21 protein-coding genes are annotated in these 25769 nt (G+C 69.1%); 4 read left to right on the forward strand and 17 right to left on the reverse strand.

Annotated features, from left to right (window positions below):
• Positions 1-48 precede the first annotated feature (48 nt).
• The 6 genes from AC06FD_RS11875 to glnA form a co-directional block, all read right to left on the reverse strand.
• Positions 49-954, reverse strand: coding sequence for an NAD(P)/FAD-dependent oxidoreductase (locus tag AC06FD_RS11875; protein WP_478077910.1), 906 nt, complete (start codon positions 952-954; stop codon positions 49-51).
• Between the two features lie 152 nt (positions 955-1106).
• On the reverse strand, positions 1107-2258 hold the full coding sequence (gene mltA / locus AC06FD_RS11880; RefSeq protein ID WP_478077911.1) for a murein transglycosylase A: 1152 nt from the start codon (positions 2256-2258) through the stop codon (positions 1107-1109).
• A gap of 115 nt (positions 2259-2373) precedes the next feature.
• Positions 2374-3114, reverse strand: a complete 741-nt coding sequence (locus AC06FD_RS11885; protein WP_478077912.1) for an N-acetylmuramoyl-L-alanine amidase — start codon at positions 3112-3114, stop codon at positions 2374-2376.
• A gap of 225 nt (positions 3115-3339) precedes the next feature.
• Positions 3340-4773, reverse strand: coding sequence for an ammonium transporter (locus AC06FD_RS11890; RefSeq protein WP_259206894.1), 1434 nt, complete (start codon positions 4771-4773; stop codon positions 3340-3342).
• An 18-nt stretch (positions 4774-4791) separates the two neighbouring features.
• The gene (locus tag AC06FD_RS11895; RefSeq protein WP_026070924.1) at positions 4792-5130 is read right to left on the reverse strand and encodes a P-II family nitrogen regulator; all 339 of its coding nucleotides are present in this window, start codon (positions 5128-5130) and stop codon (positions 4792-4794) included.
• A 381-nt stretch (positions 5131-5511) separates the two neighbouring features.
• On the reverse strand, positions 5512-6921 hold the full coding sequence (glnA, locus tag AC06FD_RS11900; protein WP_259206899.1) for a type I glutamate--ammonia ligase: 1410 nt from the start codon (positions 6919-6921) through the stop codon (positions 5512-5514).
• Positions 6922-7143: 222 nt separating this feature from the next.
• Here glnA and AC06FD_RS11905 point away from each other — a divergent pair, with 222 nt between their 5' ends.
• A complete protein-coding gene (locus AC06FD_RS11905; protein WP_478077971.1) occupies positions 7144-7938 on the forward strand; it encodes an undecaprenyl-diphosphate phosphatase in 795 nt (264 codons plus the stop codon).
• A gap of 71 nt (positions 7939-8009) precedes the next feature.
• Positions 8010-8843 carry an META and DUF4377 domain-containing protein gene (locus AC06FD_RS11910; protein ID WP_259206903.1) on the forward strand — a complete coding sequence of 278 codons (834 nt, stop codon included), beginning with the start codon at positions 8010-8012 and terminating at the stop codon, positions 8841-8843.
• 145 nt (positions 8844-8988) lie between these two features.
• On the opposite strand, the gene AC06FD_RS11915 is transcribed toward AC06FD_RS11910, so the two are convergent.
• The 9 genes from AC06FD_RS11915 to AC06FD_RS11955 all read right to left on the reverse strand — a co-directional run bounded on the left by AC06FD_RS11915 (position 8989) and on the right by AC06FD_RS11955 (position 18075).
• Positions 8989-9600 carry a YbhB/YbcL family Raf kinase inhibitor-like protein gene (locus AC06FD_RS11915; protein WP_478077913.1) on the reverse strand — a complete coding sequence of 204 codons (612 nt, stop codon included), beginning with the start codon at positions 9598-9600 and terminating at the stop codon, positions 8989-8991.
• Positions 9601-9609: 9 nt separating this feature from the next.
• Entirely contained in the window at positions 9610-11679 is a 2070-nt protein-coding gene (locus AC06FD_RS11920) for a tetratricopeptide repeat protein (protein WP_478077914.1), read from the reverse strand.
• A 96-nt stretch (positions 11680-11775) separates the two neighbouring features.
• Entirely contained in the window at positions 11776-12765 is a 990-nt protein-coding gene (locus tag AC06FD_RS11925) for a YheT family hydrolase (RefSeq protein ID WP_259206946.1), read from the reverse strand.
• 56 nt (positions 12766-12821) lie between these two features.
• Positions 12822-13613, reverse strand: a complete 792-nt coding sequence (locus tag AC06FD_RS11930; protein ID WP_478077915.1) for a lysophospholipid acyltransferase family protein — start codon at positions 13611-13613, stop codon at positions 12822-12824.
• Positions 13614-13794: 181 nt separating this feature from the next.
• A complete protein-coding gene (locus tag AC06FD_RS11935) occupies positions 13795-14232 on the reverse strand; it encodes a hotdog fold thioesterase (protein WP_259206911.1) in 438 nt (145 codons plus the stop codon).
• Between the two features lie 26 nt (positions 14233-14258).
• Entirely contained in the window at positions 14259-16346 is a 2088-nt protein-coding gene (locus tag AC06FD_RS11940; RefSeq protein ID WP_478077916.1) for a phospholipase D family protein, read from the reverse strand.
• Complete coding sequence (locus AC06FD_RS11945; protein WP_259206915.1) at positions 16343-16945, reverse strand: YceI family protein; 603 nt, start codon at positions 16943-16945, stop codon at positions 16343-16345. The genes AC06FD_RS11940 and AC06FD_RS11945 overlap by 4 nt, the downstream gene beginning before the upstream one ends.
• Positions 16946-16948: 3 nt before the next feature.
• A complete protein-coding gene (locus AC06FD_RS11950) occupies positions 16949-17425 on the reverse strand; it encodes a SixA phosphatase family protein (RefSeq protein WP_259206917.1) in 477 nt (158 codons plus the stop codon).
• Between the two features lie 17 nt (positions 17426-17442).
• On the reverse strand, positions 17443-18075 hold the full coding sequence (locus AC06FD_RS11955) for a ParA family protein (RefSeq protein ID WP_259206919.1): 633 nt from the start codon (positions 18073-18075) through the stop codon (positions 17443-17445).
• Between the two features lie 130 nt (positions 18076-18205).
• Here AC06FD_RS11955 and AC06FD_RS11960 point away from each other — a divergent pair, with 130 nt between their 5' ends.
• Positions 18206-19690 carry an AAA family ATPase gene (locus tag AC06FD_RS11960; protein WP_259206921.1) on the forward strand — a complete coding sequence of 495 codons (1485 nt, stop codon included), beginning with the start codon at positions 18206-18208 and terminating at the stop codon, positions 19688-19690.
• A 402-nt stretch (positions 19691-20092) separates the two neighbouring features.
• On the opposite strand, the gene AC06FD_RS11965 is transcribed toward AC06FD_RS11960, so the two are convergent.
• Together AC06FD_RS11965 and AC06FD_RS11970 are read right to left on the reverse strand one after the other, a co-directional pair.
• Positions 20093-21007, reverse strand: a complete 915-nt coding sequence (locus AC06FD_RS11965; protein WP_478077917.1) for an AEC family transporter — start codon at positions 21005-21007, stop codon at positions 20093-20095.
• Positions 21008-21122: 115 nt separating this feature from the next.
• Positions 21123-21773 (reverse strand): tetratricopeptide repeat protein, encoded by a 651-nt coding sequence (locus AC06FD_RS11970; protein ID WP_259207829.1) that lies wholly within the window; start codon positions 21771-21773, stop codon positions 21123-21125.
• A 160-nt stretch (positions 21774-21933) separates the two neighbouring features.
• On the opposite strand from AC06FD_RS11970, the gene AC06FD_RS11975 reads away from it, so the two are divergent.
• Positions 21934-25650, forward strand: a complete 3717-nt coding sequence (locus AC06FD_RS11975) for an indolepyruvate ferredoxin oxidoreductase family protein (protein ID WP_259207831.1) — start codon at positions 21934-21936, stop codon at positions 25648-25650.
• Positions 25651-25769: the final 119 nt, after the last annotated feature.

Consider the following 25769-nt stretch of genomic DNA (forward strand, 5'->3'; position numbering starts at 1 on the left):
GCGGGCGGCGCAGACCCGCGCCAGCCGCCGTGGGGCGACGCTACTCGCTCAGTCCAGCAGGCCCACCAGCGAATGATGCACGGCCACGCCGGCCAGCGCGCCCTCGCCGACCGACAGCGCGATGTTGCCGGCCATGCGGGCCGCATCGCCGCAGGCGAACACGCCCTCCACGGTGGTCTGCTTGGCCGAATCGGCGGTGATGCAGCCGGCGTCCTGCAGCCCGCAGCCCAGTTGCTCGGCCAGGTCGCAGGACAGGCGCGAGACGGGGGCGACGAACAACGCATCGGTGACGATACGGCGACCATCGGCAAGCACGGCAGTGGCGGTGTCGTCCACGCGCAGCAACGGCGTTGTTTCGATGATCACCCCGCAGGCATCCAGCCGCGCCTTCTGCGCCGGATCGATCCGCGCGGCATCGCGGCAGAACAGGGTGACATTGCCCCAGTCGCATAGCAGCAACGCTTGCCCCGCACCGCCATCGTCGGAGCAGCCGACCACGCCGATGCGGCCTTCCTGAAGTTCATAGCCATGGCAGTACGGGCAGTGCAGCACGCTCCTGCCCCAGCGCTCGGCGAGGCCGTCGATGGCGGGCAGTGCGTCGGTGACGCCGTAGGCCAGGATGAGCCGGCGCGCCGAAAAGCCCTGGCCCGCCTCGCACTGGACCTGGAAGCGCTTGCCGCCGTCCACGCGCTCTGCACGGACCGCGCGACCGGTGAGCCAGGCCAGGGTGGGATAGCGCATCAGTTCGGCACGCGACTGCGCGGCGATATCCGACGGCGCCATGCCTTCGCGCCCGAGGAAGCCATGGGCGGCCAACGCGTTGCGATTGCGCGGCGTGCCGGCGTCGATGACCAGGACGCTGCGGCGCGCGCGGAGCAGTTGCAGCGCGGCCGACATGCCAGCGTAGCTGCCGCCCACGATGATGACGTCGAAAAGCTCGGGGTGTGCGCTCATGGGACCGGGTTACCTTGCCAAGGGCATCCGGAAGGAATGCCAGCGGCGAGCATAGGACCGCAGCGTGAAGCGGGCCTCACGCCGGGGCCGTCGCCAGCGCCGGCATGGCCACGCTGCGGCGCACGCGCCCACCGCACGAGGGCGGGTAGCGCTTAGGGTGCCTTCGGCAACGCCGCGCCCTTCGGCCACAGCATCCAGATGCTGCCCTTCTGCTTCATGTCCCCGGCCAGCTTACCGGCGGCGTCGCCGGTGCCCCAGAACAGGTCGGCGCGCACTTCGCCGGCGATCGCGCCGCCGGTGTCCTGCGCGGCCACCGGGCGTACCACCGGGGTGCCGTCCGGGCGGGTGGTGGACAGCCACAGCAGGCTGCCCAGCGGCACCACGGTGCGGTCCACCGCGACGCTGTAGCCGGCGGTGAGCGGCACGTTCAAGGAGCCGCGCGGGCCGTCGTCGCCGTCCGGGCCCTTGGTAAAGAACACGTAGCTGGGGTTGCTCGCGAGCAGCTCGGGCACGCGTGCCGGATGGGCAACCGCCCAGGCGCGGATCGCGTCCATGGTGACGTCCTCCTTCTTCAGCTCGCCCTGCTCCACCAGCCAGCGCCCGATCGGCCGGTAGGGGTGGCCATTCTGGTCGGCGTAGGCGATGCGCAGGTGGCGGCCATCCGGGAGGACGATACGGCCCGAACCCTGGATCTGCAGGAACTGCAGGTCCATCGGGTGGGTGAGCCAGGCCAGCACCGGCGCCTTGGCGCCATGGGTGGCAATCGTGGCGGCATCGTCATAGGGCGTGAGTACGCGCCCCTCGACGCGACCGCGCAGGCGCTTGCCTTTGAGTTCGGGGTAGAGGCTGTCGAGCTGCACGCTGACCATGTCCGTGGGCACGCCGTACACCGGCACCGTCGCCTTGGCGGTACGGACGAGGCTGCCGGGATAGATGGGCTCGTAGTAGCCGGTGATCAGGCCGTCGGCGCGGTTGCCGGCCGCGCGCAGGGCGTAGACGTCCAGGCGTTCCTGCAGGAACTGGCGGATGGCCGCGGGCGTGCCGTCGAGGTGGTTGGCCGCAGCACAGGTGGACGCCCACGTGGCATCGGTCTTCAGGCGCGGGCAACTGCTGCGCCACGCCGCGAAACCCGCCTGCAGGTCGGCATCGGAGACGGCCGGCAGGGCCTTCCAGTCGGCCTTGAGGTAGGGGCTGGCGGGCACGCTGGGGCGCTGCGGGGCGACGGCGCAGCTGGTGAGCAGGGCCAGCCACAGGATGAGCAGCGCGGGGCGCTTGCAGGCATCGGAGATGCGCGTGGTCGTCATGAGCGAGGGTCCTGAGATGGTAGAGCCGACCGTTGGTCGGCTGGCGCGGGAACCGCGCGATGGGTCGATGCGACGTGCAGCCGACCAACGGTCGGCTCTACGGGGCGGCCTGGGGTCAAGGCGACTGCTGCAGTAGCGAGTGCAGGATGCGGGCGTCGTCGGCATCCAGCGTGGCGGGCAGGTCATCGCGGCTGCGGAAGCGGCGATGGAACGCGCCGACGGCGGCATCGCGATCGTCCAGCGGATAGCCGAACGCCTGCAGCGCCAGCCACGGGTCGAAACCGGGCGGGACCGGGCCGTCGCTGTCACGTGGCCATACGCCGAAACCGGCCTGGGCCAGTTGCTGCCACGGGAAGAAGCGGCTCGGGTCCTGTTTGCGCGCAGGGGCGAGGTCGGCATGGCCGATCACCTGCGTGCGCGGGATGCGCAGGCGCGTGCACAGGTCGTCGAGCAGGCGGATCAACGCGTCGATCTGCGCGGGCGCGAACGGGGTGTCGCCGTCGTTGTCGATCTCGATGCCGATGGACGCCGAGTTCAGATCGGTGATCGCGCCCCAACGGCCGGGGCCGGCGTGCCACGCGCGGCGGTCATCCCCCACGAGCTGGTAGAGATGGCCGTCGGCACCGACGAGGTAATGCGAACTGACCTTGCCGCCGCTGTTGGCGCTGCGCAGGGTGTCCAGGCTCTGTTGCACCGAGTGCTGGTCGGTGTGGTGCAGCACGATGATGACCGGGCCACGCGCGTTGTGATTGGGCGATGCCACCCAGGTGGCAAGCGGGCTGCGGATGCCGGTGCTGGCGCAGGCGGCGAGCAGCAGGCAGGCGAACAGTGACAGCAGGGGTCGGATCTGGCGCATGCGCGCATTGTGCGCGATTCGGCGCGAGGTTGCCGGGCGTCGACTCCGTCGAGGGCGGCGCGCAACAGCCGTGGCGCCACACCATACGTGGCGACTGTTGGCGATGCGCCCAAACAAAAAAAAACCGGCGACCCGAAGGCCGCCGGCGAAAGTACAACGTCTCTCTCTCTCGTTTCTTGTTTCTGTCGGTGCCGGGCAACGCCCGGCACCAAGCGGTGGCGGCGATCAGGCCTCGTAGGCCGATTCGCCATGCGAGGTGACATCCAGGCCGGTGCGTTCCGCTTCTTCGGTGACGCGCAGGCCGAACACCATGCGCACCACCAGCAGGATCACCGCGGTGACCACGGCGCACCAGACGATGGTGAAGCCGACGCTGACCAGCTGCACCCAGACCTGGTGGCCGATGTCCAGGTCGGCCTTGGTGCCGCCCAGCGACTGTGCGCTGAACACACCGGTGAGCAGCGCGCCGACGATGCCGCCGATGCCATGCACGCCGAACACGTCGGCGGTGTCGTCCACGCGCAGCAGGCGCTTGAGGCCGGTCACGCCCCACACGCAGACCACGCCGGCCACCAGGCCGATCACGATCGCGCCGAGCGGGCCGACGGTGCCGCAGGCCGGGGTGATGCCGACCAGGCCGGCGACGGCGCCGGATGCCGCGCCCAGGGCCGAGGGCTTGCCCTTGCTGACCGCTTCGACCAGGGTCCAGCCCAGCACCGCGGCGGCAGTGGCGAGGATGGTGTTGATGAAGGCCAGCGAGGCGACGGTGTCGGCGGCGGCGGCCGAGCCGGCGTTGAAGCCGAACCAGCCCACCCACAGCAGCATCGCGCCGATGTAGGTGAACGGCACGTTGTGCGGCTTCAGCGCGGTCTGGCCATAACCAATCCGCTTGCCGACGAAGTACGCGCCGACCAGACCGGCCACGCCCGCGTTGATGTGCACGACGGTGCCACCGGCGAAATCGATCGCGCCCATCTCACCCAGGTAGCCGCCGCCCCACACGATGTGGGCCATCGGGATGTAGCTCAGGGTGAACCACAGCGCCGAGAACAGCAGGACCGCCTTGAACTTGATGCGCTCGGCGAACGCACCGACGATCAGCGCGGTGGTGATGCCGGCGAAGGTGGACTGGAAGGCGACGAACAGGTAGTCGGGCAGGCCCTTGATCGGCGTGTTGCCGACCGAATCCGGGCTGAAGCCCTTGAGGAAGGCGAACTCGGTGAATGAACCGAAGAAGGCGTTGCCTTCGCTGAACACCGCGCTGTAGCCGTAGGCCACCCACAGGATCAGGATCAGCGAGAACACCACCAGGATCTGGCTGAGGATGGACAGCACGTTCTTGGAGCGCACCAGGCCGCCGTAGAACAGGGCCAGGCCCGGTACCACCATCAGCAGCACCAGCAGGGTGGAGGTGAGCATCCAGGCCACGTCGCCGTGGTCGAAGGTGGGTGCGGCCGCGGCGGCTTCAACGGCCGCTGCCGGTGCCGGGGTCGCGGCGGGCAGCGGCTCGACGGCGACGGTTTCCGATGGCGCCGGGGTGACCTGGGCCTGGGCGTGCGCGCTGCCGGAGAACGCGCCAACGGCCAGCGCGCTGATCAGCATCATCAGGCACACGGCATGGAACCGGGCTTGCCACCCGGTGAACAAAGAGGTCTTCATTGTGGGCTCCGAGTGGGGTTAGAGCGCGTCAGCGCCGATTTCGCCGGTGCGGATGCGAACGACCTGTTCGACCGCGGTCACGAAGATCTTGCCGTCACCGATCTTGCCGGTGCCGGCCGCGTTCTGGATCGCTTCGACCACCGCGTCCAGGCGGTCGTCGGTGACCACGGTTTCGATCTTGATCTTCGGCAGGAAATCCACGACGTACTCCGCGCCGCGATACAACTCGGTGTGGCCCTTCTGGCGGCCGAAGCCTTTCACTTCGGTCACGGTGATGCCCGACACGCCCGCATCGGAGAGGGCCTCGCGGACCTCGTCGAGCTTGAACGGTCGGATGATGGCGGAGATCAATTTCATGCGCATGTCCCGATGGTGGATGGAACCGGCGATCGCTTGCTGGCCGGTGTCAGGTCAGCGGGCGGCCACTTGCACATGGCCGCCCACTGGTGCGCCGAACGTTGCATGGGCCTCGCCAATGCCGCCGGCCCGGGGGCGGTGGCATTGGTGACGCGGGAGGGAGGATGGGCCCATGGCACGCGTCCGGTCTCTCTTGCCCCTGGTGGTGCAGCGGACCAACGGTCCGCTCTACACATGCAGCGGACCAACGGTCCGCTTTTTTTTCCACGCAGCGGACCAACGGTCCGCTCTACGCATGGTTGCCTTGCCGGCTCCCCAGCCGACAAAGCGGCGACGATGACGAAGGTGGGAGGGAGGTCCTTCGTCATCGTCGCCTGTTGCTCAGTTGGCGTAGTACATCTGGTACTCGAGCGGGTGGGTGGCGGCGCGGAAGCGGGTCACTTCCTGCATCTTCAGCGCGATGTAGCCATCGATGAAGTCGTCGCTCATCACGCCACCGGCCTTGAGGAACTCGCGGTCCTTGTCCAGCGCTTCCAGGGCCTGGTCCAGCGAGGAGCAGACCTGCGGGATCAGCTTCTCTTCTTCCGGCGGCAGGTCGTACAGGTCCTTGTCGCTCGGCGCGCCCGGATCGATCTGGTTCTTGATGCCGTCCAGGCCGGCCATCATCAGCACGGTGAAGGTGAGGTAGCCGGACTGGATCGGATCGGGGAAGCGCATTTCGATGCGGCGTGCCTTCGGGTTGGACACCCACGGAATGCGGCACGAGGCCGAGCGGTTGCGGGCCGAGTAGGCCAGCATGACCGGGGCTTCAAAGCCCGGGACCAGGCGCTTGTAGCTGTTGGTGCCGGAGTTGGCGAAGGCGTTGATGGCCTTGGCGTGCTTGAAGATGCCGCCGATGTACCACAGCGCCAGCTGGCTCAGGCCACCGTAGCCGTCGCCGGAGAACAGGTTGGTGCCGCCCTTGGACAGCGACTGGTGCACGTGCATGCCGCTGCCGTTGTCGCCGACGATCGGCTTGGGCATGAAGGTGGCGGTCTTGCCGTTGCGGTGGGCGACGTTCTTGATGACGTGCTTCATGCGCAGCAGTTCGTCGGCCTTCTGCACTAGGGTGCTGAACTTGGTGCCGATCTCGCACTGGCCGGCGGTGGCCACTTCGTGGTGCTGCACTTCCACTTCGATGCCGACCTGTTCCAGGGTCTTGCACATTTCAGCGCGCAGGTCGTGCAGCGAGTCGGTCGGCGGGACCGGGAAGTAGCCGCCCTTCACGGCCGGGCGATAGCCGCTGTTGGCGCCGTCGAACTTGTCGCCGGTGCTCCAGGCCGCTTCTTCGGAATCGATCTTGAAGAAGGTGTTGCCCATGTCGTTGGCGAAGCGGACCGAGTCGAAGATGAAGAACTCCGGCTCCGGACCGAAGAAGGCCTGTTCGGCGATGCCGGAGGACTTCAGGTAGGCCTCGGCGCGCTTGGCGATGCCGCGCGGGCAGCGGCCGTACGGCTGCATGGTGGCCGGGTCGAGGATGTCGCAGCTGATGACCAGGGTCGGGTCGGCGTAGAACGGGTCGATGTAGGCGCTGGCCGGGTCCGGGAGCAGGACCATGTCCGATTCGTTGATGCCCTTCCAACCGGCGATGGAGCTGCCATCGAACATCTTGCCTTCTTCGAACAGGGACGGCTCGACGATGCTCACCGGGAAGGTGACGTGCTGTTCGATACCGCGCATGTCGACGAAACGCAGGTCGATGAACTCGATCTGGTTGTCCTTGATCAGCTTCTCAACGTTTTCCACGGACATCGGTGAAACCCTCGGATGGATGATTGCGTGGAATAGATAGAGCAATCGCCGTGCCAACTTTTGAGGCTTCACAAGTCGTTGATTTCACTGCACGTGCACTGCACTGGGGCCTGAACGGTGCGCACCACGATGGTGCAACGGCCGCACCACGCACACATTTGGTGCGGCGTTTGATGTTTTATGCTCTACGCCGATTTCACCCATTCCGAGCCCCAACCGCCGATGTCCGACCTGCTCTCCGCCCTCCTGCTGGGCATCCTCGAAGGCCTCACCGAATTCCTGCCGATCTCCAGCACCGGCCACCTGCTGATCGCCCAGCACTGGCTGGGCGCGCGCTCGGACTTCTTCAACATCGTGATCCAGGCCGGCGCGATCCTGGCCATCACCCTGGTGTTCCGCCAGCGCCTGTGGTCATTGGCCACCGGCCTGCACGAGCGCGCCAACCGCGACTACGTGATGAAGCTGGGCACCGCCTTCCTGGTCACCGCGGTCGTCGGCCTGCCGGTGCGCCTGGCCGGCTGGGAACTGCCAGAGACGGTCACGCCGGTGGCGTGGGCGCTGATCATCGGCGGCCTCTGGATGATCCTGGTGGAGACCTACAGCGCGCGCCTGCCCGACCGCGAGGAAGTGACCTGGAAGGTGGCGATCCTGGTCGGCCTGGCGCAGGTGGTGGCGGGCGTGTTCCCCGGCACCTCGCGCTCGGCGGCGGCGATCTTCATCGCGATGCTGTTCGGCCTGAGCCGGCGCGCGGCGGCCACCGAGTTCGTGTTCCTGGTCGGCATCCCGACCATGTTCGCCGCCAGCGCCTATGCGTTCCTGGAACTGGCCAAGGACGGCAAGCTGGCCAGCGAGAACTGGACCGACGTGGGCGTGGCCTTCGTTGCCGCGGTCATCACCGGGTTCGTCGTAGTGAAGTGGCTGCTGGGCTACATCAAGTCGCACCGGTTCACCGCGTTTGCGTTCTATCGCATCGCGCTCGGTGCGGCCCTGCTGCTGTGGTTGCCTGCTGGCAACTGAACGCGACCGGCGCGCGCCAACCCCGTTTCACGTTGCACCCCGTTTTTCCACGGGTTCCCAAGGAGATGTCCATGAAACGCACCCGCACCCTGATGCTGATCCTGCCGCTGGCCCTGATGGCCGCCTGCAGCAACCCGTCCACCCCGGCCCCCGCCGGTACCGGTGGCGATGACCTGGCGCCGGCCCCGACCGCCGCCGCCGACGCCAAGGCCGTGGAGAAGCTGGACATGCAGCGCCTGCAGGGCAACCACTGGCTGCTGGACAGCGCCACCGATGCCAGCGGCAAGCGCGTGGATGCGCTGTTCGCGCGCGCCGACAAGCCGGTCACGCTGGACTTCAAGGACGGCCGCCTGTCGGTGGGCAACACCTGCAACCGCATGGGCGGCGGCTACACGCTGGCCGATGGCACGCTGACCGTCACGCCGATGGCCTCGACCATGATGGCCTGCACCGACAAGGCGCTGATGGCGCTGGACCAGGCCGTGGGCTCGCGGCTGGAGGGCGCGCTCAAGGCCGAACTGGCCGGCCAGGGCCAGCTGACCCTGCGCACCGCCACCGGCGACGTGCTGGTGTTCACCCCCGAGCCCACCGCCGAAACCCGCTACGGCGGTGAAGGCGAGACGGTATTCCTGGAGGTGGCCGCGCAGACCAAGCCGTGCTCGCACCCGATGATCCCGAACATGCAGTGCCTGCAGACCCGCGAAGTGAAATTCGACGACAAGGGCCTCAAGCAGGGCACGCCGGGCGCGTTCGAGAATTTCTACGGCACGATCGAGGGCTACACCCACGAAGATGGCGTGCGCAACGTGGTGCGCGTGAAGCGCTACACGATCGCCAACCCGCCGGCCGATGGCTCGTCGCTGGCGTACGTGCTGGACATGGTGGTCGAGTCGGAACAGAAGTAACCGCGGAGTACCGGCCGCTGGCCGGTCCGCGGCCGGGGCGGCACGCACGCGCCGCAGACGACGAAGGGCGGCCCATGGGCCGCCCTTCTTCATGACCGGGTAGTGCCGGCAGACCGGCCTGCACCGGCATCTGCCGGATCGCCGATCAGGCCAGCGCCGGGTTCAGCGTGTAGGTGCCGTGCAGCGTCGCTTCGGCCAGTACGTGGCCGTGCATCGCACGGTGCACGTCGGCCGCGGTGAACGGCGTGGGCAGGTCCAGCTGCGCCACGTCGAGGGCGAACACGCGGAAGAAATAGCGGTGCACGCGTTCGTCGTTGAACGGCGGGTACGGGCCGTCATAGCCGAGGTACTGGCCGGCCATGTCCGGATTGCCGGCGAACCAGCCGGTGAAGTCGTTCAGGCCCTGGCGCGCGCCCGCCGGTCCGGCCGGTGCGGTTTTGCCCTTGACCGTGAAGCCATCGCTGCAGCTGCCCGCGGCGATGGCATGGACGCTGGCCGGGATATCGGCCATCGCCCAGTGGACGAAATCAGCGCGCGGCTGGTCGCGCGGTACGCTGCAATCGTGGCGACCGACCGTGTCCGGCACGGTCGGCACGTCCGGATCGACGCACAGCAGGGCGAACGAACGGGTGCCCTCGGGCACCTCGCTCCAGGCCAGCTGCGGGTTGCGGTTGGCGGCGAAGCCGTTGGCGTCGCCGGCGGCGAACTCGGCCGCGATCGGCTGGCCGGCGTGGATGCTGGTGCTGCTCAGGCGCATGGGGGGTCCTTACTGTTCGGGATAGCCAAGACGGACGGCGACGGGGGTCAGCAGCGCGAACGCCGGTGCCATCAGCTCGCGATACTGGCGCCATTCCCCGCTGGGCATGCGTGGCGGCCCCAGCGAGGGCGCCGGCGGGAAGCGCGTGCCGAACAGGTGGCCGAGGTGCGCGGCCATCACTGCCGGGTCGTTGCCGATGTCATCGATGCGCACCAGCGCGTGCGGGTACAGATCCTGTTCGTGCAGCGTGGCCACCTGGGCCAGCGAGCGTGCCAGCCATTCGGCGGCCTCGTCGATGGAGGTGACCGCCAGCGGGGCCGGCGCGCCGTTGGCCAGCCAGTGCAGCAGCATGTCGCGCGGATCGCGCAGCACCACCAGCAGGCGCCCTTCGGGCAACTGCGGGCGCAGCGCCCACAGCAGCGCGTTGTCCCACCACAGCAGCCAGTCGATCAGGTTGGCGTCGGCCAGGCCACGCGCCGGCAACTGCTCGCGCCACTGCTCCACCAGCCGTTCGGGGCTGAGCTTGCCGGTCGAGAGGTCCTGCAGGGTGTGGTAGCTCTGGAACGCATCGTCGGGCGGATTGGGGCCGAAGCGGTCGCCACGCAGCACCGGGCTGGCCGCCGCGATCGCGGCGATCACCCGTTCCACGCCGGAGCCGGGAGCGCCCCAGACGAACATCGGGCGGGCGGTATTGGCCTCGCTGATGCTGCCCAGGTCCGGCCAGGTCAGCGGTGCCTTGGCCTGCGGCGGCAGCGGCAGGCGCTGGCCGGCCTCGGCCACGTGCAGGCCGACCCAGCTGCGCAGCGCGTCGGCGTGCTGGCCGGCTTCGTGCTGCACCGAGCCCAGCCACGCACGCAGGGTGCCCTTGGCGTCATCATGCGCGGCGTCATGGATGGCCTGCACATGCGCCACCGCCGCGGCGGGATCACGCGCCAGCAGGGCATCGACAATGCGGGTCTCGCCACTGGCGCGGCCCGGCTCGATCGCCACGATGCGGCGTGCCACGGCTTCGGCGGCGTCGTTCTCGCCGGCCATGTCGTGCAGGCGCATGCGGGTTTCCATCGCCGGCAGGTGCGCGGGCATGGCCTGCAGCCAACGCTCGGCCACCGCCACCGCGTCGGCACTGCCCACCGTTTCGATGGACAGGCGCGCCAGCCACAGGTCGTGCAGCTGCGGGTGGGTCTCCAGCACCGCATCGAGGGTGTCGCGGGCCTGCTGCTCGCGGCCCAGGCGCTGCCAGGCCATCAGCAGCAGCTGCAGGGTCTGGCGGTCGGCGGGGCTCTGCTCCAGCAGCGGCAGCAGGTGTTCCAGGGCCTGCAACGGCTGCCCGGACTGCAATTCCAGCTCGCCGGCCAGGCGGCGCATCGCCGGGGTGTCCCCCTCGGCAGAGGCCAGGATCTGGCGCATGGTCGCCGCCGCGCCGTCGATGTTGCCCTGGCGCACCTGCAACTGGACCAGCAGGCCGAACAGCGAGGTGAGCGCCGGATTGAGGTCGAGCACGCGGCGGAACGCCTGCTCGGCGAAGGCCAGCATCTCCTTGCCCAGGTAGGCAAAGCCCAGTGCGTACAGCACGCGCGCGTCGTTGGGCAGCGCCTGTGCGGCCGCCGACAACAGCGCCACCGCACGGTCGCCCTCGCCACGGCGCAGCGCGATCATGCCGGTGAGGGCGGCCAGCTCGGGGTGGTCCGGCTCGACCCGGCTGGCGGTGCGGGTGACCCGCTCGGCCTCGTCCACGTCGTTGCGGGCCAGCGCCATGTGCGCCTGCATCAGGTAAGCGGCCAGCGCGTTGGGGTTCAGCGTGGCGGTGCGGTCCAGCGCCGAGTCGGCGGCGTCGAACTGGCGCAGGGCCAGCAGCAGGCCGGCATGCTGCAGGTGCAGGTCCGGGTTTTCCGGGGCCAGTGCCAGCGCCTGCTGGAGGCTGTCCAGGGCCGCATCGAACTGGCCCTGCTGCTGCAGCGAGAGGGCCAGCCAGCGGTGCGCCTGCGGCTGCTCCGGCTCGGCCTGGATCCACTCGCGGGCCAGCTGCGCGGCGTCGTCGGCCGCGTTGCGGCGCAGGGCTTGGAGAATCTTGTCTTGCATGACGGTCCAGCGTGGGGTCAAACCCCGATTGTAGAACACGCCTACGGCGATCACCCGTGCGCCGCGCCGCGCCCGGCGGGCCGCCGTCGGGCCGGCTCAGCGCAGGGCTTCGATGCGCAGCCGCTGGGCCACCCAGCGCTCGGAGAAACCGTCGCCGCGCCAGTTTTCCAGGAAGCCGCAATGGCCGCCCCACGGGGCGATCTCCAGGTGGGCGTGGGCCGGCAGCCCCCAGCCGTTGAAGGTCGCGAAGGGAATCACCGGGTCGTCCTTGGCCATCAGGATGTCCGCCGGCACGGCCAGCTCGGCCAGGCGGTCGCCGGCGATGGAATAGCCGTCGAAGTACGCCTGCAGCGAGCCGAAGTCGGTGTGGTGTTCGACCAGCCAGGCGGTCAGCGCGCGGATGTCCAGCTTGAGCACGCGGTCGTCCCAGTCGCTCAGCTCGGGGAACAGGTCGCGCTTGCGGCGCAGCGAGCCGGCCCACTTGCGGCGGAAGTACCAGTCGTACATCGCCGGACCGTTCTCGATGCTCTCCATCGTGATGGCCGGATCGAGCACCGGGCACACCGACGCGACCCGGCGCAGCGGCACCCCGGCCGAGGGCGCCCGCAATGCCAGACGCAGCACGAAGTTGCCGCCCAGCGAGTAACCGGCCGCCACCAGCGGCAGTTGCGGCCAGCGCAGGGCGATATCGCTGGCGGCGTGCACCACTTCGTCGATGCGATTGGAATGGAAGATGCCGGGATTGAGGTGATGGGTATTGCCGTGGTCGCGGAAATTCAGCCGCACCACGTCGAAGCCTTCCTCAAGCATGCGCGCGGCGGTCATGCGCATGTAGCTGGACTCGGCACTGCCTTCCCAGCCATGCAGCAGCAGCGCCATGCCAATCGGCTCGCGGCCTTCCACGTGGCTGTGCCAGCCCTGCAGGCGCACGCCCTGGCCACCGTCCAGGATCAGTTCCTCGGTGACCGCGCCGGTGGCGGCAAGCAGCATCAGCCCACGCTGCATGCGCATGCGGCTGGAGCTGAGCATCGACTGCAGGTGCGGATTGCGCAGCCAACGCGGGGGTTGATAGTCGGCAGCGGTCAACATGGGCGGCAGACTGCTCCCGATGGCGACGCCGGCGCGTGAAGGGCCGCCATGCACTATTCGGCGGACATCGCCGCCAGGATGCGCGCGCGCGAGGTTTCGGCGATGCGGCGACGGCCTTCCAGGTCATGGGTCCCGATCGGCGCCAGGAAATGCACCTCGGCGCGACGCGCCGGTTCTCCCAGCAGGCGCAGGAAGTTGGCGAAGAAACTCTCCCTCGGACCAAAGGCGACGATGGTCTGGGCGTCACCGCGCCAGCCGTAGCGCAGCGCCACCGGCTGCACCGGGACCTGGGCTTCGACGGCGGCCTGGAAGATGCGCGCATGGAACGGGCCGACGTCGTGGCCGCCGCGGGTGCGTCCTTCCGGGAACACGCCCACGGCCTTGCCCTCGCGCAGGCGCACGACCATTTCCTGCATCACCCCACCGAGCGATTCGGTGCTGCCACGCTGGTGGAAGATGGTCTGGCCGCGCGCGGCCAACCAGCCCACCACGGGCCAGCCGGCGATTTCGCGCTTGGCGACGAAGCCCATCATGCGCTGGCTGTGCAGCACCGAGATGTCCACCCAGCTGACGTGATTGGCCACGAACAGCACGGCACCCGGCAGCGGCGTGCCGATCCGCTGCAGGCGGAAGCCGAAGATCCACATCAGCCCGCCGGACCATGCGTTGACCGCGGCATGCTCGAACAGGCGCGTGCCCACGCGCATGCGTCCCCATGGCGGGAGCATGGCGATCAGCAGCATCGGCAGGAACAGCAACAGGTGGACCAGCAGCAGCGGTACGCGGTACAGATAACGGCACACACGCGCCACGCCGCCACGTGAGGCCGGGGTGGGGGAATTCATCCGCGAACGATACCGGAGCGCCGCGGGGTCTGCCAGCGCGAACCGGACAAATCGATGGCGCGGGCGGGCCAGCCACCGCAGGGGGTCAAGCCACTGCCCGTCCTTGGCACAGCGCGTCAGCCGACTGTGCGCCGGCGCACTGTGCCGACCGGCGCAACACAGCATCCGCGGCGTAGTGCGCTCAGGCCGGGGCGACCGCCGGCACGACCGCCAGGGTCAGCCGCGAGGTGCACACCAGGCGGCCACCCTCATCTTCGATGCGGATGTCCCAGACGTGGGTGCTGCGGCCCACGTGGATGGCACGCGCCGTGCCGGTGACCACGCCGCCGCGCACCGCGCGGATGTGGTTGGCGTTGATTTCCAGGCCCACGCAGACCTGCCGGGTGGTGTCCACGCACAGGTTGCCGGCACTGCTGCCGAGGGTTTCGGCCAGCACCACCGAGGCGCCGCCATGCAGGATGCCGTAGGGCTGGCGGGTGCGTTCGTCGACCGGCATGGTGGCGCTGACCCAGTCCTCGCCGGCCGCGGTGAAGACGATGCCCAGATGGTCGATCAGGGTGGTGCGGCTGAGTGCGTTGAGTGCCTCGATCGACACCGCTTCGCGGAATACCTGGGCCATGCGGCGTCTCCGTGCGACGAAAGGAATTACAGGATCGGCACCAGGCCGGCGCCGAAGGCGGTGAGCATGCGCACCAGCAGCCACTTCGGGCCGACGTTGACCTCGGGGAAGTCACCGACCGAGACGTAGCAGGTGTGGAAGTCCTTGTCCTGGCGACGCAACGGCTCGGGGCAGTTCGGCCCGGGCCGGAACTCGTAATCGGTGGCGTAGCGCCACGGCCAGAAATCCAGCACCGGCAAAGCCTCGGAGGCCTTGCCGACGCTGTAGTTCAGGCCCGACAGCACCGGCGGCTTGGTGCGCGGGGCCACCGTCCAGGAGTTCTGCGGGTGGATGTCGCGCAGGATGCTCTGGGCCAGCGCCTCGGCGAAGACCGGGTCGTCGATGATCACCGCGCCTTCGGTGTTGTAGTTCTCGCTGCGCGGGTCGAAGTTGTGCGTGCCGATCACGCCGATACGCCGATCGACCACCATCGACTTGGCGTGCAGGCCCATGCGCGCGCCGGTGCGGGTGACCGGCAGCGGCTTGTTGACGGCCTTGGTGCCCAGGAACGAGGGCCGGGTTTCGGCACGCAGCACGCGCCGTTCGACCACGCTGCCATCGGTGCGGCGGCGTGCGGCCGGGCCCGGCGTGGGCTGGCGCCGGGGCGGGTCGGCGGCGGTATCGGTATCGGTATCGACACTGGCCGGCCGCATCGCGGCGCCGGCATCGGCACTGCGACGGCTGCCGCCACTGGCGCTGCCGCGTGCATTGCTGCCGGCCGCGCTCCCGCCGATCAGGCTGTTGCGCTTGCCGTCCGGGGGCGGTGCGTCGCCGAGCGGCGCCGGCAGCAGGTTGCGATAGTCGACCGGCGCATCCAGCGGGAACGGCTTGAACTCGTACAGGTTGAAGCCAAGCTCGCGCATGTTGCGGCGCTTGTACTTGTAGGACAGCGCGTAGACGATCGGGTTGTCGGTGGCCGCCAGGCTGTTGGTGGACACCACGATGCGCGGCGCCTGTTCGCGCTTGCGCAGGTCGCCGAACAGCTTTCGCGCCGGCTTGGACAGCACCAGATACGGGGTCTGCAGCAACACTTCGCTCTGCGCACTGGCGATCAGCGCATCCAGCTGCGGCTCGGTCACGTGCTGGCCATTGGCCGGCTGGCTGGCGCGCTCGCGCCGATGCTTGCGCGGCAGGTCGGCCACGTAGCGCACCGAGGCCACCGGCAAGGCGGTGTCGACGAAGGCGCGGGTGATGTAGGCCGGATCGCTGGCCTCCGCGCTGACCCGCTCCACCCGTTCGGGATGGCGGTAGGCGGTGGCGGGCATCTGCGGGGCGCCCTGGTCCAGCAGGGTGCGGCCGACATCGTTGAGGCGTTCGGCCGGGACGCTGCGCGGGGCACGCCAGAACGCGTCGAAGTTGGTGGTCATCTCGCGCACTTCCGGGCCAGCCACCAGCACGTCGCGGTCGCGGAAGTTGTACTCGCTGTCCCAGTCGTAATAGTCGTCCTGGTAGTTGCGCCCGCCGACCACGCCCAGCGCGTCGTCGATCACCAGCAGCTTGTTGTGCATGCGCTGGTTGAAGCGGCGGAAGCAGCAGAGCACGCTGCCGGCGTAATCGAAATAGTTCAGCCGCGCCTTGCCGAAGGTCGGGTTGTATACGCGCAGCTCGAAGTTCTGGTGGCTGCTGGCCAGCGCGCCGAGGATCTGCAGGTCGGAGATGGCCGAGAGCTGGTCGATCAGCACGCGCACCTTGACCCCGCGCCGGGCGGCGGCGAGCAGTTCGTCCAGCACCAGCCGGGCGCTGTCGTCCTTGTCGAAGATGTAGGTCTGCAGGTCGATGCTGCGGGTGGCGCTGCGGATCAGGTTGAGCCGGGCGACCAGCGACACCTCGCCCTCATCGATGATGGTGGCGTAGTGGCGCGGGGCGGCCTCGGTCGATTCGGAGAAGGCCTTGCCGCCGAGCGCGCGCAGCGGCGAGTCCAGGGCGCAGCGGTCCGGCTGGGTGCAGTCGACCACGCTCGAGCGTGCCTGCACGGCGATGCCGGCGGCACGGTCGCGCTGTGCATTGGACAGCGACGCACAGCCGCCGACCAGCAACAGCGTTGCCAGCATCACCACACGCATCAATGGGGTCACGGTTTGGGCGCCTCGCTCAGACGCGCTCGCAGTACAAAGGTCACTCGATCACTCAATGCTAGTTGCCAGCTGTCCATTCCATACCGGCCACGCTGCACGGTACCGCGGCTGACGACATCGCAATCATACCCGGCCCGGGGGCACTCCGCCGGCTCCACCCGCAGGGTCTCGGGGTGGCTGACGCCGCGCAGGATCAACCGGCCCTGGACCCCGCCGCCCTTGTCCACCACCTCGGGCAGATAGGGAACCGAGTCGAACTCGACCACCGGGTAGCGGGCCGAATCGAAGAATTCCTCCCCGCGCATCCAGCCGGTGTAGCGGTTCTTGCCGGGGATCTCGACGTAGCGGGTGAACATCCGCAGGTGGACCTGGTGGCGGCCATCGGACAGCACCTCGATGCGTCCCTCGAAACGCGGGAACACCCCTTCGATGCGTTGCCCGAGCCGGGTGCGGATCTCGAAACCGAAGCGCGAACGCGCGGTATCGAACTCCAGCACCTGGCGCGGGACCCCAGCCGGGGCCGGGACCGGCGGTTCAGCGCAGGCCGCGTAGGACGCCAGCGCCAGCAGGCCGCCCAGCAGCGCGCGCACTACCGTCATGGGCTACGGCCACCAGAAGGCGGTCAGGCTGGCCACGCCGGGTTCGATGCTGGCCTCGCGGTCAAAGGCCAGCACGGCGATGCCACCGGGCGGCATGCCCCGGTAGTCGCTGCTGGTGCCTTCGCTCAGCAGCGCCACCAGCTGTTCCAGGCCCGGGTTGTGCCCGACCACCAGCAGCCGGTCGACATCGCTCCGGGCCTCGATCAGGCCCATCAAGGTGCCCGGGGTGGCGTCGTAGACGCCATCTTCCAGGCGCTTTTCGACGAAGCCGGTGATGCCCAGCACGGCCTCCAGGGTTTCGCGGGTCCGCCGCGACGGCGAACACAGCACGCAGTCGGGCAGCAGGTTGTTCTCCTTCAGCCAGCGGCCGGCCGCTTCCGCTTCGGCCAGGCCGATCGGGGACAGCGGGCGGTCAAGGTCAGCCTGGCCGGTACCGGCGGCTTCGGCGTGGGCATGGCGCAGCAGGATCAGTTCTCGCATAAAGGCTCTCTTCTGGATCAGGCTTTCTTCAGCCACTTCAACAGTGGCTCCCAGTCACTCTGGTGCTCGCGCACCTGCGCGGAGCGGTAATCGAACAGGCTGCGTCCCAGCCCGACCATCACCACGTAACTCTGGCTGTCGCGCAGTTGGGCGACAACGTCATAGGGCCATTCGGCCAGCATCTGGATGGCCTGCTGGGAGGTCTGGGTCCAGGGCTTGGTGCGGTTGAGCACCAGCCCGACCGGCAGCGCGCGGCGGTGCACGCGGGGCACCTTGGACAGGCTGTTGAGGAAGCCGACGATGGCTTCGATATCCAGCGCCGACGGCAGCACGGGCACCACCACGGCATCGGCAACATCGAGGAAGTGGCCCAGATCGTCGGCCAATGCGCCTGCGGGCGCGTCGATGATGACCTCGTCGGTACCATCGGGAATCAGCTTCTCCCAGGCTTTCTTGCGGTACACGTCGATCGGCAGCACGGCGCTTTCCAGCATCGAGCGGCGCTGCGCCCAGCGGGTGCTGGAGCCCTGCGGATCGGCGTCGGCCAGTACGGTCCGTTTGCCGTCCAATGCGGCATGCGCCGCCAGGTGGGTGGCGACGGTGGTCTTGCCCACCCCACCCTTGGAACCGGCTACCAGGATCGTCTTCATGCCAGCCTCGCTTCCGGGGAACGTCATCGCAGCGTACACCGCCGTCCGTGACGGAGATAGTCGCGCGGCTGAACCCCTGTGCGGGCCGTCGCTTTGCTATCGTGCGCGATCCAAAGGATTGCAAGCCGGCATGAGCGAGTTACAGGACCTGAGTGCGCTGATTCGCGCCAATACCCCGCTGATCATCATCGAGACCCAGGACGAGGGTCGCATCGTGGAGCTGTTCCGGCAGACCCTGATGCATGTCTGGCGCGCCCTGCACCGCTGGTCGATCACCGAAGGCCTGCGCCGCATCGACATGGACCGCGAGGATGACGCGGTCGGCCCGCCCGATGCCAGCGCGGCGCTGCAGATGATCCGCCAGGCCGAGCAGCGCGGGATCTACCTGCTGCTCGATTTCCACCCTTACCTTGGCTATGCCAGCCACCAGCGCGCGCTGCGCGACCTGATCCAGCGCCGCCACTGCCAGGCCCACGTGCTGGTGCTGATCGGGGCCAAGGTGGAACTGCCGGCCGAGCTGGAGGCGCTGGCCACCCGCTTCAACCCGCGCCTGCCCGACCTCAACGCGCTGCTGAAGATGCTGCGCGAGGAGGCCGAGGCCTACGCGCGCGAGAACGGCGGGCGCCGGGTCGAGGTGGACAACGAAGCGGTCCAGAAGATCCTGCACAACCTGCGCGGCCTGAGCATGGTCGACGCACGGCGGATCGGCCGCCAGCTGATCTTCGCCGATGGCGCGCTCAGCCAGGACGACCTGCCGCAGCTGGCCCGGCTCAAGTTCGAGCTGCTCAACCGCGCCGGCCACCTGCATTACGAGTACGACACCACCCGCTTTGCCGACGTGGCCGGAGCCAACCGCCTCAAGCGCTGGGTCAACCAGCGCCGGCCGATCTTCCTCGGCGGCCAGGGCCCGGCCGGGCTGGACCCGCCCAAGGGCATGCTGCTGCTGGGCGTGCAGGGCTGCGGCAAATCGATGCTGGCCAAGGCCACCGCGGCCGGGTTCGGGGTGCCGCTGCTGCGGCTGGACTTCGGCAGCCTGTATGACAAGTACCACGGCGAGACCGAGAAGAACCTGCGCGAGGCCCTGGCGTCGGCCGAGCAGCTGGCCCCGTGCGTGCTGTGGATCGACGAGATCGAGAAGGGCCTGGCCAGCGGGGGCGAGGACGGCGGGGTGTCACGGCGCGTGCTGGGCCACCTGCTGACCTGGCTGGCCGAGCGCAAGGGCACGGTGTTCATCGTGGCCACCGCCAACCAGGTGCACGAACTGCCGGCCGAGCTGCTGCGCAAAGGCCGTTTCGACGAGATCTTCTTCATCGACCTGCCCGACGCCAATACCCGGGTGGAACTGCTGCGCCTACACCTGGGCCGGCGCCAGCTCAATGCCGACGACTTCGCGCTGCCGGCGCTGGCCGCGGCCAGCGAGGGCTTCTCCGGCGCGGAGATCGAACAGGCGGTGGTGGCCGGGCTGTACGCGGCGCACGCCGAGACGCGGGTGCTGGATACCGAGCTGCTGATGACCGAGATCCGCAGCAGCCGGCCGTTGTCCGTGCTGATGGCCGAGCAGGTCAACGCGCTGCGCGACTGGGCCCGTGGGCGCACGGTCAGCGCCGACGAGTAACGCCGATCGCCGGCGCGTAGAGCCGACCGTTGGTCGGCTGCTTCGTGGGTCGGCGGTGTCGGTGGCCCTGGATAGAGCAGCCGACCAACGGTCGGCTCTACCGGTTCTTGTGCGGTGTCGGTGGCCCTGGATAGAGCAGCCGACCAACGGTCGGCTCTACCGTTTCTTGTGCGGTGTCGGTGGCCTTGGGTAGAGCAGCCGACCAACGGTCGGCTCTGCCGGTTCTTGTGCGGTGTCGGTGGCCCTGGGTAGAGCAGCCGACCAACGGTCGGCTCTACCGGTTCTTGTGCGGTGTCGGTGGCCCTGGGTAGAGCGGCCGACCAACGGTCGGCTCTACCGGTTCTTGTGCGGTGTCGGTGGCCCTGGATAGAGCAGCCGACCAACGGTCGGCTCTACCGGTGCCTATCCAAGGTGCCGCAGCACCCACGCCCACGCTGGCAGCGTCACCAGCGAAAGCACGATGCCATAGCCCACCATCGCCGCGGCCAGCCGCGGCGCCAACTGGTGCGAGATCGCCAGCGCGGCGGCGGTGATCATGGTCGGCATCGCCGATTCGAGCACATTGACCTGCAGCAGCGTGCCCTTCAGCCCGAACAGCCAGGCCAGCGGCAACGCCAGCGCCGGCATGACCAGCAGCTTGAGCAGCAGGCCGACGCCCAGCGGGGTCAGTTCGGCGCGCGACAGCCGCAGCCGGATCGACAGGCCCACCGCCAGCATCACCAGCGGCAGCATGGCATCGGCCAGTTGCCTGAGCGCCGTGCCGATCCACTGCGGCGGCTGGGCCGGCATCAGCACCAGCGCGAACAGCAGCGCCCAGACCGGCGGGAAGCGCGCGATGCGGGCCAGCACCTGGCGCGCGGACGGGGGCCGATCACCGCTGTACCGGGCGATCACGTACAGGCCGAAGGTGGACAGCAGCACGAACGTGCCGAACTGGTCGTAGACCACCGCGTACGGCAGGGCCGCGTCGCCAAGCAGCGCGCGCACCATCGGGTAGCCGATGAAGCTGGAGTTGGCCAGGGCGACGCAGATCAACAGGACCGCGTGAACGTCACGGGCGAAACCGAGACTGCGCGTGGCCAGCGTTACCAGCGCCCAACTGGCCAGCATCAACAGCCAGGGCGTGGCCATCAGCCCGACCAGGCCCAGGTCCAGCTGCAGGCGCGGCACATAGGTGAGCACCGCCGCGGGCAGGCACACGTACAGGACCACGCGGTTGAGGACCTCGGCACTGTTGTCGGGCAGCGCGCGCAGGCGCGCGAACAGCATGCCCAGGCCGAGCATGGCCAGGATCAGCGCGAAGGCATCCACCGCCATCAGACCGGCCTAGCCCAGGCGCACGCGGCGCCGGCGGCGACCTTGGTCGACGCCGGTGCCCACCGCGCGAGGCAACCCGCCACGTGGGCGCCGCACTGGACGGCCCGCCCGCGGATCAGGGCCAAGCCGGCGGCTGCGCCGCCCAGGCCTGCTGCACCTCGGCCAGGGTGGCGCGCTCGCTGTCGCGCCAGCTCGGCAGCAGCGCGGCGTAGTGGCTGCTGTCGCTCCACTGCTGCGGCTCGGTGCGTACCGCGGCGGCATACCAGCGCACCGCCTCGTCCTTGCGGCCGAGCGTCCACAGCGCCAGTGCGTAGGTGGGCGGCACCCAGGCGGCATTGCCGCGCATCCCGGCCTGGGCGCTGTTCCATTGCGCCAGCGCCGGCTCGACCTCACCCAGCCGGAACAGGTCCCAGCCGTAATTCCAGCGCACCGTGCGCCCGGTGGCCGTGGTGGCCGCGGCACTGCCGAGGGCTTCCTCGTACAGGCTGCGGCCCAGCTCCGGGCGGCCCTGGGCGATCGCCACGCCGGCCAGCTGCACGGTGGCATCGAGCGCCTTGCGGCCGCGCTCGCGTTGCTTCATCAGTTGTTCCACCAGGTCGGCGCCGTTGCCGGGCACCACCACCACCGGCACGGCGGCCGCGTCCTGGTCGAAGTAGAACTCCTGCAGTGCCGGCAGCGGTTGCGCCGCCATTCCCATGTCCACCTGCCCCACCATCAATCCAGCCGCCAGCATCACGCCGGCCAGCCTGTGTCTTGCCACTGCCATGCAAACTCCCCCGGGTTGTCACAACAACCTCCCGGTCCGATCCTAACCCCAGCGTGCGCCCGGGCGCGAGTGCCCGGGGCCATTTCGGCACCACTGTTACAATCCGCGCCTTTCCGGTCGTGTTCGCTGCGGCCGTGCCAGCCGACTTCCCGGGCCAGCCATGACCAGTACCGCCGAACTCACCTCGCCCTCCTCCGCCAACCGGCCCGATGCCGGCGGCCTGGACGCCAGCTACACGCTGGACCACAAGTACACCCGTACCGATGGCCGCATCTACCTGAGCGGGGTGCAGGCGCTGGTGCGGCTGCCGTTGATGCAGCGGCTGCGCGACGAGGCCGCCGGGCTGGACACCGCCGGCTTCATCAGTGGCTACCGTGGCAGCCCGCTGGGTGGCTTCGACCTGGAGCTGTGGCGGGCGCGCCAGCACCTGGAGGCGGCGCGGGTGAAGTTCACCCCCGGCCTCAACGAGGACCTGGGCGCGACCATGGTCTGGGGCACCCAGCAGACCAACCTGTTCCCGGGTGCGAAGGTCCAGGGCGTGTACGGCATGTGGTACGGCAAGGGCCCCGGCGTGGACCGCTGCGGCGACGTGTTCAAGCATGCCAATGCCGCGGGCACCTCGGTGCACGGCGGCGTGCTGGCGCTGGCCGCCGACGACCACGCCTGCCGCAGCTCGACCCTGCCACACGGCAGCGAAGACGAGTTCGTCAGCGCGATGATGCCGGTGCTGAACCCGGCCGGCGTGCAGGACATCCTGGACATGGGCCTGCTCGGCTGGGCGATGAGCCGGTACACCGGGCGCTGGATCGGCTTCAAGACCATTGCCGAGACCGTGGAGTCCTCGGCCTCGGTGCAGGTCGACCCGTTCGCGCGGAAGATCGTGCTGCCGGAGGACTTCGAGATGCCGGCCGGCGGCCTCAACATCCGCTGGCCGGACCCGCCGCTGGACCAGGAGATGCGCCTGCACCGCTACGCGGTCAAGGCCGCGCAGGCATTCGCGCGCGCCAACGGCATCGACCGGGTGGTGATGGATTCGCCGCGCGCGCGGCTGGGCATCGTCACCACCGGCAAGAGCTACCTGGACGTGCTGCAGGCGCTGGAATACCTGGGCCTGGACGAGCAGGCCTGCGCCGACATCGGCATCCGCGTGTACAAGGTCGGCATGACCTGGCCGCTGGAGCCGGTGGGCATCGCGCGCTTCGCCCAGGGCCTGGAAGACATCGTGGTGGTCGAGGAGAAGCGCGCCTTCATCGAGCGCCAGATGAAGGAGCAGTTCTACAACTGGCCAGCCAGTGCCGGCCCGCGTCCGTCGATCGTCGGCAAGTACGACGAGGCGGGCACGTGGATCCTGCCCTCCACCAACGAACTCACCCCGGCCACCATCGCCGGGGTGATCGGCCGCCGCATCCAGCGCCTGCTTCACGCCAGCGGCGTCAGCAATGAATCCATCGAACAGCGCCTGCGCTGGATGGATGAGAAGGAAGCCGAGCTGGCCCTGCCGCGCGCCAGTTTCCCGCGCGTGCCGCATTACTGCTCCGGCTGCCCGCACAACACCTCCACCCGCGTGCCGGAAGGCTCGCGCGCGCTGGGCGGGATCGGGTGCCATTACATGGTCACCTGGATGGACCGCAGCACCGACACCTTCACCCACATGGGGGGCGAAGGTGTCACCTGGGCCGGGCAGGCCGCCTTCACCGAGACCGAGCACGTATTCCAGAACCTCGGCGATGGCACCTACTTCCACAGTGGTTCGCTGGCGATCCGCCAGGCGATCGCCGCCGGGGTCAACATCACCTACAAGATCCTCTACAACGACGCGGTGGCGATGACCGGCGGGCAGCCGGTGGACGGCACCCTGAGCGTGCCGCAGATCGCCCACCAGATGCGCGCCGAGGGCGTGCAGACGATCGTGCTGGTGAGCGATGAGATCGGCAAGTGGAACAAGCGCGAGCTGTTCCCGGAGGGGGTGGAGTTCCATGACCGTGCCGAGCTGGACGCGGTGCAGAAGCAGCTGCGCGAGGTGAAGGGCACCAGCATCCTGATCTACGAACAGACCTGTGCCACCGAGAAGCGGCGCCGCCGCAAGCGCGGCAAGCTGGTCGATCCGCCCAAGCGGGTGGTGGTCAACTCGCTGGTCTGCGAAGGCTGCGGCGACTGCGGGCAGAAGAGCTTCTGCGTGTCGGTGCTGCCGAAGGAAACCGAGTTCGGGCGCAAGCGCGACATCGACCAGTCCAACTGCAATAAGGATTTCAGCTGCACCACCGGCTTCTGCCCCAGCTTTGTGACCGTGCACGGCGGCAAGCCGCGCAAGGGCGAGCGCAGTGCGAAGACCGCGCTGCTGGACAACCTGCCGGCGCCGACCTTCCGCAGCACGCTCGAGCAGCCCTGGAACATCCTGATCACCGGCGTCGGCGGTACCGGCGTGGTCACCATCGGCGCATTGCTGGGCATGGCCGGCCACCTGGAAGGCAAGGGCGCCAGCGTGCTCGACCAGACCGGCCTGGCCCAGAAGGGCGGCGCGGTCACCACCCACATCCGCATCGCGCGTACGCCCGAGGACATCCACGCCGTGCGCATCGCGGCGGGCGAAGCCGACCTGGTGGTGGGCTGCGACATGGTGGTGGTCAACGACTACTGGGCACTGTCCAAGGTGCGCGCCGAGCGCTCGCAGGTGGTGCTCAACACCTATGAAGCGATGCCCGGCACATTCACCACCCGCCCGGACATGCAGTTCCCGGCGGCGGACATCATCGCCGGCATCCGCGTGGCGCTGGGCGGCCGCGAGCCGATGCTGCTGGACGCCACCCAGCTGGCCACCGCGCTGCTGGGCGATGCGATCGCCGCCAACCTGTTCATCCTCGGCTACGCGTGGCAGCAGGGGCTGGTGCCGATCTCCTTCGAGGCGCTGATGCGCGCGATCGAGCTCAACGGCGCGGCGGTGGCGATGAACCAGCAGGCCTTCGCCTGGGGCCGCCTGGCGGCGGTCGACCCGCAGGCGGTGCAGCAGGCCGCCGGCCTGGTCCGCAACAGCCACACCGATGCCGAACGCACGCCCGGCCCGCTGCACGACCTGCCCCCGGGCGAGTGGGAAGGCAACGAATGGGGCGCCAACGCGGCACCGCGCGATACCGGCGACGAGCGCGAGCTGCGCGGCCTGCCCGGCCATGGCGTGGGCGAGGACGTGGCGTTCCTGCCGCTGGATGACGAGCGCCTGTCGCGCTCGCTGGACGAGCTGATCGAGCGCCGCGTGCGTTTCCTCACCGATTACCAGGACAGCGCCTACGCCGCGCGTTACCGCGCGCTGGTGGACAAGGTGCGGGCGGCCGAGTGGGACGCCGTGGGCAGCACCGCGCTCACCGAAACCGTCGCGCGCTATTACTTCAAGCTGCTGGCCTACAAGGACGAGTATGAAGTGGCGCGGCTGTACACCAGCGGCGAGTTCCAGCGTCGCCTGCAGCAGCAGTTCGAAGGCGATTTCCAGGTGCGCTTCCACCTGGCCCCGCCGCTGTTCGCGAAGAAGGACGACCAGGGCCGCCTGATCAAGCAGGAATACGGCCCGTGGATGCTCAAGGCATTCGGCCTGCTGGCGAAGCTGAAGTTCCTGCGCGGCGGCCGCTTCGATGTCTTCGGCCGCACCGCCGAACGCCGTGGCGAACGCCAGCTGATCGCCGACTACGAACAGACCGTGGCCCTGCTGCTGGACGGGCTGAGCGATGACCGCGTGGCCCTGGCGGTGGAGATCGCCAGCATCCCCGAACACATCCGCGGCTACGGCCACGTCAAGGAAGCGCACCTGCACAAAGCCAAGGCGCGCGAGGCGACGTTGCTGGCCCAATGGAAGAACCCGCGCGCGCTGCATATCGTGCAGGTGGCATGACAGCGACGCCAGCAGCCGGTAGAGCCGACCGTTGGTCGGCTACGCGCAAACCCAACCGCAGGTCCCCACCGTAGAGCCGACCGTTGGTCGGCTACGCGCAAACCCAACCGCAGGCCCCC

This window comes from Stenotrophomonas sp. Steno-Z1, assembly GCF_056393175.1.

Coding starts and splice junctions, on each gene's coding strand:
- AC06FD_RS11875 (WP_478077910.1), bottom strand. CDS start 954: ATGAGCGCACACCCCGAGCTTTTCGACGTCATCATCGTGGGCGGCAGC.
- mltA (WP_478077911.1), bottom strand. CDS start 2,258: ATGACGACCACGCGCATCTCCGATGCCTGCAAGCGCCCCGCGCTGCTC.
- AC06FD_RS11885 (WP_478077912.1), bottom strand. CDS start 3,114: ATGCGCCAGATCCGACCCCTGCTGTCACTGTTCGCCTGCCTGCTGCTC.
- AC06FD_RS11890 (WP_259206894.1), bottom strand. CDS start 4,773: ATGAAGACCTCTTTGTTCACCGGGTGGCAAGCCCGGTTCCATGCCGTG.
- AC06FD_RS11895 (WP_026070924.1), bottom strand. CDS start 5,130: ATGAAATTGATCTCCGCCATCATCCGACCGTTCAAGCTCGACGAGGTC.
- glnA (WP_259206899.1), bottom strand. CDS start 6,921: ATGTCCGTGGAAAACGTTGAGAAGCTGATCAAGGACAACCAGATCGAG.
- AC06FD_RS11905 (WP_478077971.1), top strand. CDS start 7,144: ATGTCCGACCTGCTCTCCGCCCTCCTGCTGGGCATCCTCGAAGGCCTC.
- AC06FD_RS11910 (WP_259206903.1), top strand. CDS start 8,010: ATGAAACGCACCCGCACCCTGATGCTGATCCTGCCGCTGGCCCTGATG.
- AC06FD_RS11915 (WP_478077913.1), bottom strand. CDS start 9,600: ATGCGCCTGAGCAGCACCAGCATCCACGCCGGCCAGCCGATCGCGGCC.
- AC06FD_RS11920 (WP_478077914.1), bottom strand. CDS start 11,679: ATGCAAGACAAGATTCTCCAAGCCCTGCGCCGCAACGCGGCCGACGAC.
- AC06FD_RS11930 (WP_478077915.1), bottom strand. CDS start 13,613: ATGAATTCCCCCACCCCGGCCTCACGTGGCGGCGTGGCGCGTGTGTGC.
- AC06FD_RS11935 (WP_259206911.1), bottom strand. CDS start 14,232: ATGGCCCAGGTATTCCGCGAAGCGGTGTCGATCGAGGCACTCAACGCA.
- AC06FD_RS11945 (WP_259206915.1), bottom strand. CDS start 16,945: ATGACGGTAGTGCGCGCGCTGCTGGGCGGCCTGCTGGCGCTGGCGTCC.
- AC06FD_RS11950 (WP_259206917.1), bottom strand. CDS start 17,425: ATGCGAGAACTGATCCTGCTGCGCCATGCCCACGCCGAAGCCGCCGGT.
- AC06FD_RS11955 (WP_259206919.1), bottom strand. CDS start 18,075: ATGAAGACGATCCTGGTAGCCGGTTCCAAGGGTGGGGTGGGCAAGACC.
- AC06FD_RS11960 (WP_259206921.1), top strand. CDS start 18,206: ATGAGCGAGTTACAGGACCTGAGTGCGCTGATTCGCGCCAATACCCCG.
- AC06FD_RS11965 (WP_478077917.1), bottom strand. CDS start 21,007: ATGGCGGTGGATGCCTTCGCGCTGATCCTGGCCATGCTCGGCCTGGGC.
- AC06FD_RS11970 (WP_259207829.1), bottom strand. CDS start 21,773: ATGGCAGTGGCAAGACACAGGCTGGCCGGCGTGATGCTGGCGGCTGGA.
- AC06FD_RS11975 (WP_259207831.1), top strand. CDS start 21,934: ATGACCAGTACCGCCGAACTCACCTCGCCCTCCTCCGCCAACCGGCCC.